The 14463-nt window shown below is 74.5% G+C and carries 14 protein-coding genes and 1 pseudogene; 6 read left to right on the top strand and 9 right to left on the bottom strand.

Going from position 1 to position 14463, the window contains the following annotated elements:
• Positions 1-35: 35 nt before the first annotated feature.
• The 3 genes from OHU74_RS29915 to OHU74_RS29905 form a co-directional block, all read right to left on the bottom strand.
• Positions 36-485, bottom strand: coding sequence for an SRPBCC family protein (locus tag OHU74_RS29915; RefSeq protein WP_371618741.1), 450 nt, complete (start codon positions 483-485; stop codon positions 36-38).
• Positions 486-528: 43 nt separating this feature from the next.
• Positions 529-2613: a phage holin family protein gene (locus OHU74_RS29910; RefSeq protein WP_371618740.1), complete on the bottom strand. Its 2085-nt coding sequence runs from the start codon at positions 2611-2613 to the stop codon at positions 529-531.
• A 187-nt stretch (positions 2614-2800) separates the two neighbouring features.
• The gene (locus OHU74_RS29905; RefSeq protein WP_330299468.1) at positions 2801-3205 is read right to left on the bottom strand and encodes a hypothetical protein; all 405 of its coding nucleotides are present in this window, start codon (positions 3203-3205) and stop codon (positions 2801-2803) included.
• A 139-nt stretch (positions 3206-3344) separates the two neighbouring features.
• Here OHU74_RS29905 and OHU74_RS29900 point away from each other — a divergent pair, with 139 nt between their 5' ends.
• From OHU74_RS29900 to OHU74_RS29890, 3 genes are all read left to right on the top strand, one after another.
• A complete protein-coding gene (locus OHU74_RS29900; RefSeq protein WP_371618739.1) occupies positions 3345-4130 on the top strand; it encodes an MBL fold metallo-hydrolase in 786 nt (261 codons plus the stop codon).
• A 38-nt stretch (positions 4131-4168) separates the two neighbouring features.
• A complete protein-coding gene (locus OHU74_RS29895; RefSeq protein ID WP_371619856.1) occupies positions 4169-4786 on the top strand; it encodes a DedA family protein in 618 nt (205 codons plus the stop codon).
• 152 nt (positions 4787-4938) lie between these two features.
• The gene (locus tag OHU74_RS29890; RefSeq protein WP_371618738.1) at positions 4939-5688 is read left to right on the top strand and encodes a DUF4232 domain-containing protein; all 750 of its coding nucleotides are present in this window, start codon (positions 4939-4941) and stop codon (positions 5686-5688) included.
• A gap of 35 nt (positions 5689-5723) precedes the next feature.
• Here OHU74_RS29890 and OHU74_RS29885 read toward each other — a convergent pair whose 3' ends face one another.
• The 3 genes from OHU74_RS29885 to OHU74_RS29875 form a co-directional block, all read right to left on the bottom strand.
• Positions 5724-6911, bottom strand: coding sequence for an MBL fold metallo-hydrolase (locus tag OHU74_RS29885; protein ID WP_371618737.1), 1188 nt, complete (start codon positions 6909-6911; stop codon positions 5724-5726).
• 62 nt (positions 6912-6973) lie between these two features.
• Positions 6974-8206, bottom strand: coding sequence for an aminotransferase class I/II-fold pyridoxal phosphate-dependent enzyme (locus OHU74_RS29880; RefSeq protein WP_371619855.1), 1233 nt, complete (start codon positions 8204-8206; stop codon positions 6974-6976).
• Positions 8207-8326: 120 nt separating this feature from the next.
• Positions 8327-8926 carry a TIGR03086 family metal-binding protein gene (locus tag OHU74_RS29875; RefSeq protein WP_371619854.1) on the bottom strand — a complete coding sequence of 200 codons (600 nt, stop codon included), beginning with the start codon at positions 8924-8926 and terminating at the stop codon, positions 8327-8329.
• Between the two features lie 281 nt (positions 8927-9207).
• Here OHU74_RS29875 and OHU74_RS29870 point away from each other — a divergent pair, with 281 nt between their 5' ends.
• Positions 9208-10044, top strand: coding sequence for a methyltransferase domain-containing protein (locus OHU74_RS29870; protein ID WP_371618736.1), 837 nt, complete (start codon positions 9208-9210; stop codon positions 10042-10044).
• A 55-nt stretch (positions 10045-10099) separates the two neighbouring features.
• Here OHU74_RS29870 and OHU74_RS29865 read toward each other — a convergent pair whose 3' ends face one another.
• A complete protein-coding gene (locus tag OHU74_RS29865) occupies positions 10100-10918 on the bottom strand; it encodes an SGNH/GDSL hydrolase family protein (protein WP_371618735.1) in 819 nt (272 codons plus the stop codon).
• Positions 10905-11474 (bottom strand): PadR family transcriptional regulator, encoded by a 570-nt coding sequence (locus OHU74_RS29860; RefSeq protein ID WP_371618734.1) that lies wholly within the window; start codon positions 11472-11474, stop codon positions 10905-10907. Before OHU74_RS29860 ends, OHU74_RS29865 begins: the two co-directional genes overlap by 14 nt.
• Before the next feature lie 118 nt (positions 11475-11592).
• Here OHU74_RS29860 and OHU74_RS29855 point away from each other — a divergent pair, with 118 nt between their 5' ends.
• Positions 11593-12009 carry a nuclear transport factor 2 family protein gene (locus OHU74_RS29855; protein ID WP_371618733.1) on the top strand — a complete coding sequence of 139 codons (417 nt, stop codon included), beginning with the start codon at positions 11593-11595 and terminating at the stop codon, positions 12007-12009.
• 166 nt (positions 12010-12175) lie between these two features.
• Positions 12176-12451, top strand: a pseudogene (locus OHU74_RS29850) (hypothetical protein); the annotation flags it as partial.
• 17 nt (positions 12452-12468) lie between these two features.
• Here the strand turns inward: OHU74_RS29850 and OHU74_RS29845 are convergent.
• Complete coding sequence (locus tag OHU74_RS29845; RefSeq protein WP_371618732.1) at positions 12469-14457, bottom strand: DUF5107 domain-containing protein; 1989 nt, start codon at positions 14455-14457, stop codon at positions 12469-12471.
• Between the last annotated feature and the right edge of the window lie 6 nt (positions 14458-14463).

Raw genomic sequence — 14463 nt, 5'->3', positions numbered from 1 at the left:
CGTGTGTCCCGTAGCACCCGGTTTTTCCACAGGCCTCAGGCGGCGGAGTGCTCCAGCAGGTGCTTGAGCTTCTCCTCGCCCCGGGGCATGTCCCTGCGGACCATGGGCTTGACCACGAGCGGGACCAGGGCCCTGCCCACGCCGTGGCCCTCGAAGTCGACGGCGAGGGTCACGCGGGAGCGGGTCCCGCCGTCGAGGGGTTCGATGTGGCCCCGCACGTCCGGGCGGACCGGCCCGTCCAGGCCGTGCATGTGCCAGCTCCTCGGCGGATCGAGCTCCATCACCTGCATGGTGGTGGGAACGCGCCGCTTGCCGATCTGGCGGACGATGACCACCTTCGACCCGACGTGGACGGGGAGATCGCCCATCGGAACGGCGGAGACGGCGCTGTCCTGCCACTCCGGCAGGTGCGTGGGATCCGTGATGTACGAATAGACGTCCTCGGGACTGCGATCGATGTCGATGCTCTTGCTGATCGCGGACATGACGACTCCTTGGAGCCCCCCTGGCTGTCCTCCTCCTTCCAAATTACGCCGCGGGCGCGGCGGCCGCCCCACCCTCGTGGCCACCGGGGGCGACCGGCACCTGGGGGCCGTCCGCCTCGCGGAGCCAGCCCCGCAGCACCTCGTGCACCGACTCCGCGCCCACCAGCTCCACGCCCGGCCCGGGCTCCGGCTCCGCCAGGTCCACCGGCCACATCAGGAACGGGTGCCCCTGCTCCCCGCCCAGGCCCCCGTGCGAGCCGATCTGCTCCTCGAAGGCGTGCACCGCGCCCGTCCGCGGGTCGTACGCCGAGTTCACCATCACGTCGGCCACGTGCGGGAAGGAGTCCGTGCGCCGCACCGCCCGCGCCGCCCCCGGCCCGAACTCCGCCAGCAGCTCCTCCGCCGCGCCAGGCACGTCGAGCCGCGCCTCGGCCCCGTCCGGCCCCAGCACCACCCCGTCCACCAGCAGGAACCCCACCCCGGGATGGGAGGCCAGGGTCGTCAGCAGGGCGGGGTACGCGCGCTCGATCCGCTCCCTCGACGCCCGGCCGGGCAGGTCCGGGAAGGAGATCAGCCCGAGGTTGCCGGACGCCAGCACCACGGGGTCCGGGCCCCGCCCGGGGCGTGCCTCCCCGTCCTCCTCCTCGACCGGACGGTGCAGGGCGGCCCGTACCGCGGCACGCGCCTCGGCCCCACTGTGCGTCCGGCCGGCCTTGCGGGACACGGGCAGCCCGCAGCCCGCGCGGACCAGGTCCTTCAGGGTGAGCCCGTACCGGCCGAGGAAGGTCTCCCCCGGGCTCTGGCCGTGGTCCGAGAGCAGCACGATCCGGTAGTCCCGGGGCGCGTGCTCGGCGACCCGGGCGATCAGGGCGAGGCTGCGGTCCATGCGGGCGAGCACCTGGTCGGTGTCCCGGCCGCGCGGGCCCGAGTGGTGGGCGACCTCGTCGTAGGCGACGAGGTCGGCGTAGACCGCGGCGCGCCCGGCCAGCATGTCGCCGATCACCGCCGCGACCACCACGTCCCGCTCCACCACCGTCGCGAAGGCGCGGATCAGCGGGTACAGCCCGCCGCGGCCGACGCGCGGCCGCTCCCCGCGCAGGCGGCCGCGCAGGGACTGGGTGATCTCCCGGCCGACCTCGGCGGTGAAGGACAGCGCGGTGCGCACGGAGTTGGCCGGGTCGGAGAAGTACGCGAAGTAGCCGGCGCGGGAGCGGTTCTCGGGGCCCCGGCGCGCTGAGACGGACAGGACGAGGGCCAGCTGGCCCGCGCCGCCGCTGAAGAGGTTGCCGCGACTGGCTCCGTCGAGGGTGAGCAGGCCGCCGTGTCCGGTGCGCCCGACCGCGCGCCGCTGGAGTTCGGCGGCGCTGGTGGGCCGGTTGCAGACCATGACCTCGCCGGTGTCCTTCTCGTACCAGCGGAAGGCGGGCACGTCGAAGTTGGAGCCGTGCAGGATGCCGAGCTGGCTGGCGCCGGTCTGACTGGACCAGTCGGTCCGCCAGGACCTGATGCGGTGGGTCCGGTCGAGCCAGTCGGCGACCGTGGGCATCAGGCCGCTGCCCGCGGCGTTGCGCAGCGCCTCGTACCCGACCCCGTCGAGCTGGAGGAAGACCAGGCCGGGCGCGTGCTCGCCGGCCCCCGGTGCGCCCTCGCGCCGCTGCCTGCGGCGGCGCCGGTCGGCGAGCCGGTAGAGCCGGCGGCGGTAGGCCTCGTCGTCCCGTACGGCGAGGGCGGTGGACGTGGCCGACGCCACGGCGGACATGACGGCCGCGACCACCACGGCCGTCTCCGGGGCCACATCGCCGCGCCCGGCCGGGATCAGGCTGAGGGCTATCAGCAGCAGGGAGCCGTTGAGGAAGAAGACGAGCAGGCCGAGCACCAGGGCCGGGACGAGCAGCAGGGCACGGACGAGAACCGGCCATACCAGGGCGCTCAGGAGGCCGAACGCACCGGCGGCGAGGGCCGCCGTCAGTCCTATCTGCGTGATGCTGTCGCGGTCCCCGCCCTCGGGCTGGAGCCTGAAGTCGGGAAGGATCCCCGCGAGGGCGAGCATCGTGAGGGTGGACACCGCCCAGACGATGATCACCCGCAGCGCGGTGCCGCCCGCGCTCCGCCACCGGCCTCGCAACACGCCGCACCCACCTCACCACCGTGGCCCGCACCGCGCCGCCGAGCCCCCGTCCCACTTGCTCCAGGCTCGCACAACGGGGCCGTCACGGCCGGATGACACGGGTGGCGCACGCGCGTACGGAAGGTGGCGCGCGGAGTCCGCCCGGGCTCCCGCGCGCAACGGTCCCCGTGGGGTCCGCCGGGGCGGTCTACGTACCGTCGTAGCCGGCGGTGGGCATGGAGAGCCGGCGGTGCACCTCGGCCTTCATCGCGGAGGTGTACCGCGGTTCGTCGAGACCGGCGGTTTCCAGCCGTACGCCGCGCCGCTCGCACTCGGCTGCGAACTCGTCCACGGAGCGCAGCGCACGGTCCAGGACCCGGTGGTTGGCGGCGACGAACAGGTCGACGCGGCCCGCGTCCACATCGCTCCAGAGCCCGCAGTGGTCGGGGCGCAGCCCGTAGACGAGCAGTTCGCGCGTGATGACGTACCCCTGCCCGGCGGCCCAGCGGGCGCACATGGCGTGCTGGCTCCGGGTGTCGACGGCGAAGGGATCGGCGTCCAGATCCTCAAGCGGGGCCAGGCTGGCGATCGCGGCCACGCGCAGCTCATCCATGCCGCCCGACCCTACTCCGATCCGCGGCCGGGGAGGAGGGGGCGTGGGAGTCCGGTTCCGGGCGATTGCGCCGGGCAGCCCTTAGGGTCGACGGAGACGGGAACGGGCGGGCAGGGGCGGGAAGGCGGAGGGGGAACGGATGCCGGTGCAGATTACCTGGTGGGGTCATGCCACGTGCACGGTCGAGGACTCCGGGGTCCGGCTGCTGACGGACCCGCTGTTCGCGCGGCGTCTGGCCCATCTGCGGCGCCGTCGCGGGGCGTTGCCCCCGCCGCAGGCGGCGCTCGCGGACGCGGTGCTCGTCTCGCACCTGCACTCCGACCATCTGCATCTGCCCTCGCTGGCACGGCTGGCGGCCGGGACCAGGCTGCTGGTGCCGCGCGGGGCGCGGCGGGCCGTGCCGGGGCTGGCGCGGATCGCGGACGTACGGGGGCTGGCCGTGACGGAGATGTCGCCGGGTGACGAGGCCGCGGTGGCGGGCTCCGCGGGAGAGGTACGGGTACGGGCGGTCAGCGCCTCCCACGACGGCCGGCGGCTGCCGTTCGGGCCGCGGCTGGCCCCGGCGCTCGGGTACGTGGTGGAGGGCGCGGCACGGACGTACTTCGCCGGGGACACCGGGCTGTTCGACTCGATGGTCCAGGAGGTCGGTCCGGTGGACGTGGCCCTGCTGCCGGTGGGCGGCTGGGGCCCCTACCTGGGCCCCGGACACCTGGACCCGGCGGGCGCCGCGCGGGCACTGGCCCTGCTGGCGCCGGCGGCCGCCCTTCCGGTGCACTGGGGGACCTACTGGCCGATCGGGATGGACGCGGTGCGGCCGCACGAGTTCCACTCGCCGGGCGAGGAGTTCGTACGGCATGCGCGGCGGGAGGCCCCGAAGGTGGCCGTGGTGGTGCCGGCACACGGTGAGCGGGTGCTGCTCCCGTGACCACGACCGTGACCGTGACCGTGACCGTGTCCTCGACGCTGCACCAGCTCGCGCAGAGCGCGGCGCAGGTCCCCGGCGAATCCACCCAGCAGGCCATCGGCTACCCGACGTTGTTCGTGCTGGTGGCGCTGGGCGCGCTGGTGCCGGTCATCCCGACGGGCGCGCTGGTCAGTACCGCGGCGGTGGTGGCCTTCCACCAGGACTCGCTGCCCTTCGGCCTGTTGCTGGTGTTCGGGGTCTCCTCGCTGGCCGCGTTCGCCGGGGACCTGGCGCTGTACTGGCTGGGCCGGCGCGGGGTCTCCTCCCGCAACGGCTCGCGCTGGCTGGAGGCCCTGCGGCGGCGGGCCTCCCCCGAACGCCTCGCCCAGGCCCAGCGCAAGCTGGACGAGCACGGGGTACTGGTCCTCGTGGTCTCCCGGCTGCTCCCGGGCGGCCGGATCCCCGTGATGCTGGCCTGCCTGCTGGCGGAGCTCCCGCTGCGCCGCTTCGCCCGCGGCGACGCCCCGGCCTGCCTGGCCTGGGCGGCGACCTACGGCCTGATCGGCATCCTGGGCGGCTCGCTCTTCTCGGATCCCTGGAAGGGCGTGGTCCTGGCGGTGGCCCTCACCGTGGCCATCAGCGCGGCCCCGTCCCTGTGGCGGCGCCTGCGCGGCTGACCCGGCCGGAGCAACTGCCTGCGCGGCCGACCGGTCGGCCGGAGCACGGAACGGCCACCCCCATGTCCTGAGTCCGTAACGGTTGCCCGGGGCAAGGACTCCGGCGATCGCGGCGGGGCATGAACGGGGCGGTCGACCAATCCAATCCAGCCATGCGAAGGCACACGGGGGCCACCATGCGCACTGTCCGCTCCAGTTGGAAAACCTACGCCCTCGGGGTCACGGCCGTCGCCGCGCTCCTGTCGTCGGCGGCCTGTCAGTCCGACACCCCGGGCGACGACAAGAGCCCCGCCGCATCCGGCAGCCCGAGCGCGACCCGTACGCCCACCCCCTCCGCGACCCCGAGCCCGGCGGGCACCGCGAGCCCGGGCGGCGGGACCACGCCCGGCGCCTCGCAGAGTCCGGGCAAGGGCTCGGGCGGATCGGGCGGATCCGGCGGCGACAAGAACGCCACCGTGGCGTGCAACGACAACGACCTCTCGATCGCCCTGTCGACCTACCGCCAGGACTCGGGGCAGCACCTCCTGATCACGGCCACCAACATCACCGGCAAGGCCTGCACCCTCTACCACTATCCGCGCGTCGGCTTCGGCGCCACCATCGAGGGTCCGCTCGCCGCTGTGGGGCCCGAGCCGCAGGCGATCGCCACGATCGGGCCGAAGGAGAAGGCGTACGCGGGCCTGTTCGTCTTCCGGCCGGGCGAGGCCACGGTCACCGTGACGGCGGTGTCCCTGGGCTACCAGGACCGCGCCTTGGACAGCAACCGGGACGTGGCGATGCTCGACCACGCGGTGCCCAAGGAGATCACCTCCCTCACCGTCGGCTCCAGCGCCCGGATCACCTTCTGGAACCGGGACCTCAAGACGGTCGAGGACTTCATGTTCAGGTCGGGCAACAGCTAGGCCGTCTCTTTCGGATCCTGTCGGTCAGGTCCGTGTCACAGGACTCCCGACCCGCCGATCGGGAGGTCCCACAGGTGCTCGCGGGGGCGGCCGGTGCGGGACCAGGCGGCGCGCGTGCGGTGCAGGGGTTCCATCACCGGCTCGGCGGACAGGGCGAAGGTCGCCCAGTGCATGGGGGCCATCCGGCGCGCTCCCACGTCCAGGCAGGCCTGGACGGCTTCCTCCGGATCGGCGTGGACGTCCCGCAGCCACCACCGCGGGGCGTACGCGCCGATCGGGAGCAGTGCCAGGTCGATGCCGGGATGGCGGCGGCCGATCTCGCCGAACCAGTGCCCGTAGCCGGTGTCGCCGGCGAAGTAGACCTTCTTCGGGGTCCCGGCCCGCAGGTCGGTGAGGATCCAGCCGCCCCACAGGGTGCGGCATGCATCGAGCAGGGACCGCTTGGACCAGTGGTGCGCGGGGACGAAATCGAAGCGTACGCCCCCCAGTTCGGCCGATTCCCACCAGTCGAGCTCGGTGACCCGGGTGAAGCCCCGGCGCCTGCACCAGCGCGCGAGGCCGGCCGGGACGAAGAGCGGCGTGTGGCGCGGGAGCCGCTTGAGGGTCGGGGCGTCGAGGTGGTCGTAGTGGTTGTGGCTGATCACCACCGCGTCGACCGGCGGCAGTTCCTCCCAGCGCACCCCGACCGGGGTCATCCTTGCCGGGGTTCCGAGGATCCGCCGGGACCAGACGGGGTCGGTCAGCACCGTCAGCCCGCCGACCCGCAGGATCCAGCTGGCGTGCCCGGCCCAGGTGACGGACACCGTCCCGGTGGTCGGGGCGGGCACCGGGGCGGGCTCGTAGGGCAGGTCGGGGATGCCGCGCAGCCCGTCGGGGGCGGGCCGGAAGGCGCCTTCGCGGGCGAGCCGGGCGAACGCGCGCAGACCGGGCAGCGGGGTGGTCAGCCGGTCGGAGAACGAGCGGGGCCACAGCCGGTGCTCGCCCAGCGGGCGCACCACGGGAGCCGGCGCCACCGCCGGGGCAACCGCCGAGGCGGCGGCCGGGACCACCGCCGGGCCCACCGCGGGAGCCGGATCGGACGCCGCCGGCGGAACGGAAGGCGCCGGCCGCACCGCCGCGTGACGGACGAAGGAGGCGGCGGTCCGGGCGGGCGCGGAGCCGGCGGCGGGAGCCGGGGCGGCGGCCCCGGGCGCGGCACCGGGGGCGCCCGTCTGATCCCTCATCGAGAAGTCTCCGTTCACCGGCGGGAGCCGGACGGCTCGGTCGGACGACTCAGCCAGACGACTCAGTCGGACAGTCCCGCCAGGACCGACCGGAGCCGGTCGAGCGAGCCCCGCACGTGGTCCAGTCCCAGGGGGTCGGTCGCGGTCAGCGCCGCGAGCCGCTCCTCCGGGGTGGCGCCCAGCAGCGGACCGGTGGACAGCCGGACGCGCAGGGCGACGGGTTCGTCCGCGAACCGCTGCCCGCCGGGGGTCGGGGCGCCGAGCCGGGCGCCCAGCCAGTCCTCCAGCTCCATCGCGTCGCCCACGCCCTTGCGGGCGAGCCCGGCGCGCAGCGGAGTCAGGTCGGCGTAGATGTGCCGGCCGGCCTGCGGGGGCCGGGCGAGCGCCCCGACGGCCAGCAGTTCCCGGTGCGCGGCGGCGGCCACCGCCCCGTGCAGGGCGGCTGCCGCGGCGGCGCGGTCGGCGACGGGGGCGGGCTCGTCGAGGGCGTGCGCGGCGGCTCCGGCGACGGGGCCGGCCACGAAGGCGCCGGTGGCGGTGAGCACGTCGAGGCTGCGGGCCCGCAGCCAGGTGCCGCGCGGGGTGCCGGGGAAGCGGACGACGGCGGCAGGCCAGCCGGCGGGCAGCAGCGCGCCGGAGAGGTCGAGGAGGACCGCCACGTCGTCGGGCAGCATCTCGGCGGGGCTGAGCACCACCATGTCGTGCGGCCGGTGGACCGGCCGGTGGACGGTGTCGCGCCAGGTCTCGTCGCTGACGACGAACAGCCCGGCCGACGCGGCGGCCTCACAGGCCTCCCGCAGCAGCTCGGGCGGGGGCACGGTGGCCGTCGGGTCGTCGGCGACGGAGAGCAGCAGTACGCGCGGGTCGCCGCCCTCGGCGCGCACCCGGCGCACCGTCTCCAGCAGTGCGTACGGGTCCGGTACGCCGCCGCATTCGGCCGGGGTCGGCACGTGGTAGGCCCGCCGTCCCAGCAGCCGGACCTGCGGAGTCCACCAGGCGGGACAGGGGCGGGGCAGCATGACGTCCCCGCCGTACGCGCCGAGCAGCGCGAGCAGCAGGGCGGGGGCGCCGGGTCCGGCGGCCACGTTCTCGGGGTCGGTCGGCAGTCCGCGCCGGCCCCAGTGCCGGGCCGCGGCGGACCGTACGGGCACTCCCCCGCCCGGGGGCTCGGGTGCGGAGCGCCAGGCGGCTGCCGCGAGGACGGCGGTGAGCTCGGGCAGGACGGGCAGGCCCGGCTGCGGGGCGGGCGGTCCGTAGCGGACCGGGCCCCGGCCCTCGGCCGTCGTGCGCTGGATCCCCGACACCGCGCGCCACCTCTTCCTGCCGTACCCGCGCTCGCCAACCATGCCTTTATACGGTTATTCGCCCCGCCCCGCCCGTTATGACTGCCGGGGCCGGGAAGCCCCGGACCGGGCTCAGCCGTCCCTGCCCAGCAGCCCGAGCAGCCGGGTCTGGGCGTTCGCCCCGGGCGGCACCTCCAGCGGCGCGGCGAACATGCCGCTGGCGGCCAGCCCGTCCGCGTAGGGCATGACCTCCTTGATGGCGAACTCGACGAGACCGTCGGGCAGCCGGTCGTCGGCGCCGATGGCCCGGGAGAGGTCCCAGGCGTGCACGGCGCAGTCGACGGTCAGTTCGGAGCAGTACGCCGACCCGAGCGCGGGCCCGTAGGACAGCCGGACGGTGCGGTCCAGCGCGCCGGGGGCGTTGAAAGCGGCGTGCGCGGCGACCGAGGCCCGGTCCCAGGCGTCGACCGGATCGGTGCCGAGGACGTCGCCGGAGAAGGCGTCCGCGAGCTCCTCGACGGTGCGGCCCTCGGCGACCAGCGGCGGGATCCACAGCTGTTCGGAGGTGACGTGGTTGACCAGATCGCGCACGCTCCACTCGGTGCAGGGCGTCGGCGCGTCCCACTGGGTGTCCGCGACGGCGCGCACCCGCTCCCCGAAGAGGCGCAGGGCCTGCGCGTGACGGTCGAGCGGCGAGTCCGGTACGCGCGGGTCCACCGCCTGCGGCGCCATCGGCGAACCTGCCGCCTGCGAGCCCGCCGTCTTCGAGCCCGCCGCCTGCGGGTCCGCTGCATGCGTGTCCGGCACTTGGTCCGGCATGACGCTCACCGTCCTTCACCAGGGTCGCCCCCTCCCCCGGGCTCACTCTCCTCGCACCCGCAACACCCTGCCACCGACCCACCCAACCCCCTTGGCATGCAAGGACGGTGTCCATATGTCAATACGCATATCTCATATCCCGAACTGATCCTTTACGGTGACACCATCGCTTCGACGACGAAGGAGACCCGGCCATGAACGCCGCACAGTCCGCCAACGCCCCGCACGAGACCGCCGTCTACACCCACGGACACCACGAGTCGGTGCTGCGCTCGCACCGCTGGCGCACGGCACAGAACTCGGCCGCGTACCTGATCGGCGAGATGCGTCCGGGCATGTCCGTCCTGGACGTGGGCTGCGGTCCGGGCACCATCTCGGCGGACCTGGCGGAGCTGGTGGGGCCGCAGGGCCGGGTCACGGCGGTGGACGCCGCGCAGGACGTGATCGAGCAGGCCGCCGCGTATGCGCAGGAGCGCGGCCTGACCAACATCGGGTTCGCCACGGCCGATGTCCACGCGCTGGACTTCCCGGACGATTCCTTCGACGTGGTCCACGCCCACCAGGTGCTGCAGCACGTCGGGGATCCGGTCCAGGCCCTGCGCGAGATGCGCCGCGTGTGCCGGCCGGGCGGGATCGTGGCCGTGCGGGACGCGGACTATGCGGCGATGACCTGGTACCCGCAGACCCCGGGGCTGGAGGAGTGGCTGGACCTGTACCGGCGGGTGGCCCGCGCCAACGGCGGCGAGCCGGACGCCGGACGCCGACTGCGTTCATGGGCGCGGGCGGCGGGCTTCACGGACGTGACCTGTACGGCGACGTCCTGGTGCTACGCGACCCCGGAGGAGGCCGCGTGGTGGTCCGCACTGTGGGCGGACCGCACGAACACCTCGGCCTACGCCGGCATCGCGACCGGCGGCGGGCACGCGACCGAGGCGGAGCTGGCGGCCATCGCGGACGCCTGGCACACCTGGGGCGCCTCCCCGGACGCCTGGTTCTCGGTCCTGAACGGCGAGATCATTGCGCGCGCCTGACCCCCGCGGGGGCCGCGAACCCGCGAGCCCTACGCGGGTACACGGCTCTGCCTTGCTACGCGCCCACGGAACCGTCCGCGGAGCCCCGTACGGGCAGCAGCGCGGGCCGCTTGGCCGTGCGACCGTCTCCGGAGGAGCGCCCGCGCAGCCGGCGCCCGAGCCACGGCCCGAGGAACCCGACGGCCCATCGCACCTCCCCGGCGGCCCCGCGCAGTCCCTTCGGCCCGAGCGGCGCCGGGCCGGGCAGCGGACGGGTCCAGGAGTCGTCGCTGCCCGGCAGCTCCAGCGACCGGGCGAGCCCGGCGGCGATCCGGGCGTGCCCGAGCTCAGAGGCGTGCAGCCGGTCGAAGCTCCACATCCGCGGGTCGGCCGTGGCGGGGTGGGAACCGAAGTCGGCGAGGGCGACCCCGTGCCGCTCGGCGGCCTGCCGGACGCGGTGGTTGAGCGCGACGAGCCGCGGGGACAGGCCCCTGGCGAGCGGGATCAGCCGGGTGAGGTCGGGGAAGGTGACGGTGGCGACCCGGGCACCCTGCGCGGTGAGCGCGGCGAACATCGCCTCCAGGTCCCCCGCCACCTCGTCGGCGTCGAACCCGGGCCGCAGGAGGTCGTTGACCCCGGCGACGACGGTGGCCAGGTCGGGGCGGAGCGCGAGGGCCGGGGCGAGCTGCTCCGCGCGGACCGCGCCCGCGAGGCGTCCCCGTACGGCCAGATTGGCGTACTGGACCTCCCGGTCGAGCCGGGCCGCCATCAACTCGGCGAGCCGGTCCGCGAATCCGCGCAGCCCGGTGGCGTCGTCCCCGTCGCCGACGCCTTCGGTCTGACTGTCGCCGAGAGCCACGTACCGCAGGGGGTGGCTCCGCTCATCGCTCGGCACGCGGTGCCCGCCTCTCGCTCAGAATCATGGTGGTGCGCTCGTACCAGGCACGGTTGGCCCGCTCGAACTCCAGGCCGCGCAGGCAGGTGAGGTAGGGGCCGATCCGCTCGCCGTGGCGCAGGAAATCCTCCTCGGCGCGCTCGCCCCGCATCTTGAGCAGCAGGGAGTCGAACATCTCGATCTTGGTGTCGGCGAAGGCGATCCGCTCCGTGAGCTGCGCGATCAGCGACTCGGTGTCGACGTAGCCGGCGGCCTGGATCTTCACGAGCAGGTCGTCGCGGATGAAGGCGTGCTTGGTGTCGGCGGCCGCGAAGCGTTCCAGCTCGGCCATTCCGGCGGCGGTGACCTGGAAGAGGCGCTTGTTGGGGCGGCTCTCCTGGACGACCTCCCGGCCCGCGATGAGCCCTTCGCCTTCCAGCTTGGTCAGCTCGGCGTAGACCTGCTGGGGCAGCGCCTGCCAGAAGTTGGCCACGCCCATGCCGAAGGACTTGGCCAGCTGGTAGCCGCTCAGCTCCTCGTCGAGCAGGGCCGCGAGCACGGCGTGACGCAGGGCCAACGGTCCGCCTCCTCATGTCCGTCCATCGATGTCCGTCCACCGGTGCCTGTTCACCGGGGCACGAGTCATGATAGTCAAGAATCTGACTAATCACATCGTTGACTATCCAGGAGAGTTCATGAGCACCGTGGACCGTTTCCGCGCCGCCGTCGACCACCGCGACCTCACCGCCCTGGAGGCCCTGTTCACCGAGGACATCCGGCTCTACAGCCCCGTGAAGTTCACGCCCTTCGAGGGCAAGAAGATGGTGATGGGCCTCTTCGGAGTCCTCATCCGCACCTTCGAGGACCTCCGCTACGTCGGCCGGTTCGAGGGCAGCGTGGAAGCCGCCGGCGACGGAGCCGAGGGCCCGGCGGCGGTCCTGGCCTTCCGGGCCACCGTCAACGGCAAGCAGATCAACGGCATCGACATGCTGCACCTCGACGGCGAGGACATGATCAAGGAGATCACCGTGATGGTCCGCCCGCAGTCGGCGGTCCAGGCCCTCGGCGAGGCGGTGCTCGCGGGCCTGGTCGCCGACGGGCTGGTGGCCTAGGCCGTCTCTTTCGGATCTTGCCGGTCGAGCCCGCGTCGTCCGGTGCCGTGCCTCGCAGTGCTGCCGGGGCTCCCGCGTACTGGACGTACTCGGGTGCCCCGGCAGCGCGGCGAGGTGCGGTGCCGGGCGGCGCGGACCCGGCAAGATCCGGAAGAGACGGCCTAGCGGAAGGCACCACGCCGCCGGGGTGTCGGACCCCGAGGGCTTCGCGGCGATGGGGGTCGTGGAGACGCTGGTCCACATGCACGATGTGGCGGAAGGCTTCGGGCTTCCCTGGACCCCGCCCTCCGCCCTCTGCTCGCGGGTGCTCGCCCGTCTGTTTCCAGAGGCTCCGGGCGGCGCGGACCCCTGGCTCACCCTGTTGTGGGCCACCGGCCGCGCCGAACTGCCCGGGCACCCCCGTCGCACCACGTGGCGCTGGGACTGCACACCGCGGTCATAGGAACCTGTGCGGTCACCTCACTGGCCCCTCCAGCCCTGGTGCTCCGGCGGGCGCATCCGGAAGTTGTACGGGCGCGGCAGCGGGCGGTCCGTCAGCGCGGACCAGACCTCCGAGAGGATCTCCTCGCCCTCGCGGAGGTCGGGCAGTTCGAACCCCTCCTCGAAGACCCGCCAGGCCGCGCCCACATGGCCTTCGGCCGCCAGCAGCCGGGCCGCCGCGAGCCGGAAGCGGCCCTCGTCGCGCAGGGCGGGCCGCAGCCGGTCCCACACGGCGCGGGCCTGCGGGAGCAGTCCCGCCGCCAGCAGGGCGGTGAGGGCCTCCCGGCCCAGCGCCGATTCGGCGGCCAGCCAGCCCTCGCCGCCGCGGCTCTCCCGGGCCAGGTCCTCGAAGGCCTCGGCGTACCAGCGGGCCGCCCGCGCCCGGTCCCCGGCCAGGCCGTCGGCGACCGCCAGGCACCTCAGCAGCGGCCACCGCGAAGGGGCCAGCGCCAGCCCGCGCTCCCAGCTGCGTACCGCCTGGGCGATGTCCCCGGCGTGCCACTGCGCGACCCCGAGGTGGTACTCGGTCAGCGGGTCCGCCCGGGCCGTCTCCAGCATGTCCCGCCAGTGCGGGGCGACCAGGCTCGGGCCGGGCGGCGCCACCCGGCGCGGCGCGGGGAACACCCCGCTGCGCCAGAGCTCCAGCCACGGCTCCTGCTCCTCGCCGAGCGTGTCCTCGGGGAAGGGGGTGCCGGGCAGCTTGTACCCCCCGCACCGCACCTCCAGGGCGCCCCAGCCGGAGCCGGCCGCCAGCCGCTCCCCCGGCTCGGTGTCGGCGCACCCGCGCCACGCCTCGTAGGCCGCGTCCACGGCCGCCGCGGGGAGCGCGGACTCCAGCGCCGCCCCGGCCGCGCCGCGCGCCGCCGCCCAGTCGTCCCCGTGCACGGCCGCCGGGTCCGCGGACAGCGCCCCGTAGGCCTCCAGCCAGCTGAACTCGGCCCCGGCCTCCAGCCGTACGTGCTCCAGCTGGGTCCGGGCCAGCCCGGCCTGGATCTCCGCGTACCCGGCCGTGCCCGGCTCGGTCAGCCACTCCTGCCAGCGCCGGCCGCCCTCGCCCGCGCCCCAGACAAAGAGCTTGCGGCCGCGCAGCCGGGCCGTCGAGGTCTGTACGAGGCCCCGCCCGTCCGCGTCGAGGGAGGCGATCCAGGGCCGGGCCCCGGTCTCGACCTCGTAGAAGAAGTCGGCGGGGTACTCGCTGCGCAGCGGGTACGTGCGGTCGGCGCCCTCCCAGGCCGGTACGGGGATGCGCCGCAGGGAGCGCTCGTACCCGAAGTGCCAGGCCTGGTCGGCCGGGGCCAGGACCCGGGTGTCCGGGCCCTCGGGCACGGCGATGTTGGACCACCAGTAGACGGGGGCGGGCCGCTCGTGCGGATTGCGCAGGCGGACCCCGACGTAGAGGAACTCCGACTCCTCGGGCAGCCACAGGTCCACCTGGAACGGCAGGTCGCGCAGCCGCTCCCACTCCCACAGCCGCACCATCACGCCCCCGTCGGGCGCCGGGACCAGGGCGGCGTGCAGCGGGGCGCAGGAGAGGGTGGTGTGGCCGGTGGCGCCGATGTTCCACTCGATGCCGCCGGAGAACCAGGCGCCGTTGAGGGCGAAGTTGGCGGGCTGGAACACCGGGTTGCGGTAGAGCAGTTCGCGTCCGGTCGGCAGGTGCACGAGCGAGTGGATCCGGCCGCCGAGTCCGGGCAGGACGGTGACGCGCAGATGTGCGTTCTCGATGACGATCGTCTCGATGTCCCGCTCCGCACGCCGCCGTTGGTAACCGTCCCGGATCCGGACGGGCAGCAGCGAGCGCAGCGGCTCGTACCCGATCTGGCGGGCCATGTCGCGCGGCAGGCCCTCGCGCGCCCGCTCGTCGAGCACGTGCACCTCGTCGAAGGCGCGCAGGGCGGGCAGCGGGTTCTCGGGACCCAGGGGTGCTGCGGGGAGGGTGAGTACGGAGCGGCTGACGGTGGTGGCCATGAGGAA

Source organism: Streptomyces sp. NBC_00454 (assembly GCF_041434015.1).
Taxonomy (GTDB): Bacteria; Actinomycetota; Actinomycetes; order Streptomycetales; family Streptomycetaceae; genus Streptomyces.
Note: the sequence above shows the minus strand (reverse complement) of the source record. Positions and strands in the feature narration are given on the sequence as shown.

Coding starts and splice junctions, on each gene's coding strand:
- OHU74_RS29885 (WP_371618737.1), bottom strand. CDS start 6,911: ATGAGGGATCAGACGGGCGCCCCCGGTGCCGCGCCCGGGGCCGCCGCC.
- OHU74_RS29915 (WP_371618741.1), bottom strand. CDS start 485: ATGTCCGCGATCAGCAAGAGCATCGACATCGATCGCAGTCCCGAGGAC.
- OHU74_RS29855 (WP_371618733.1), top strand. CDS start 11,593: ATGAGCACCGTGGACCGTTTCCGCGCCGCCGTCGACCACCGCGACCTC.
- OHU74_RS29890 (WP_371618738.1), top strand. CDS start 4,939: ATGCGAAGGCACACGGGGGCCACCATGCGCACTGTCCGCTCCAGTTGG.
- OHU74_RS29845 (WP_371618732.1), bottom strand. CDS start 14,457: ATGGCCACCACCGTCAGCCGCTCCGTACTCACCCTCCCCGCAGCACCC.
- OHU74_RS29875 (WP_371619854.1), bottom strand. CDS start 8,926: ATGGCGCCGCAGGCGGTGGACCCGCGCGTACCGGACTCGCCGCTCGAC.
- OHU74_RS29905 (WP_330299468.1), bottom strand. CDS start 3,205: ATGGATGAGCTGCGCGTGGCCGCGATCGCCAGCCTGGCCCCGCTTGAG.
- OHU74_RS29870 (WP_371618736.1), top strand. CDS start 9,208: ATGAACGCCGCACAGTCCGCCAACGCCCCGCACGAGACCGCCGTCTAC.
- OHU74_RS29900 (WP_371618739.1), top strand. CDS start 3,345: ATGCCGGTGCAGATTACCTGGTGGGGTCATGCCACGTGCACGGTCGAG.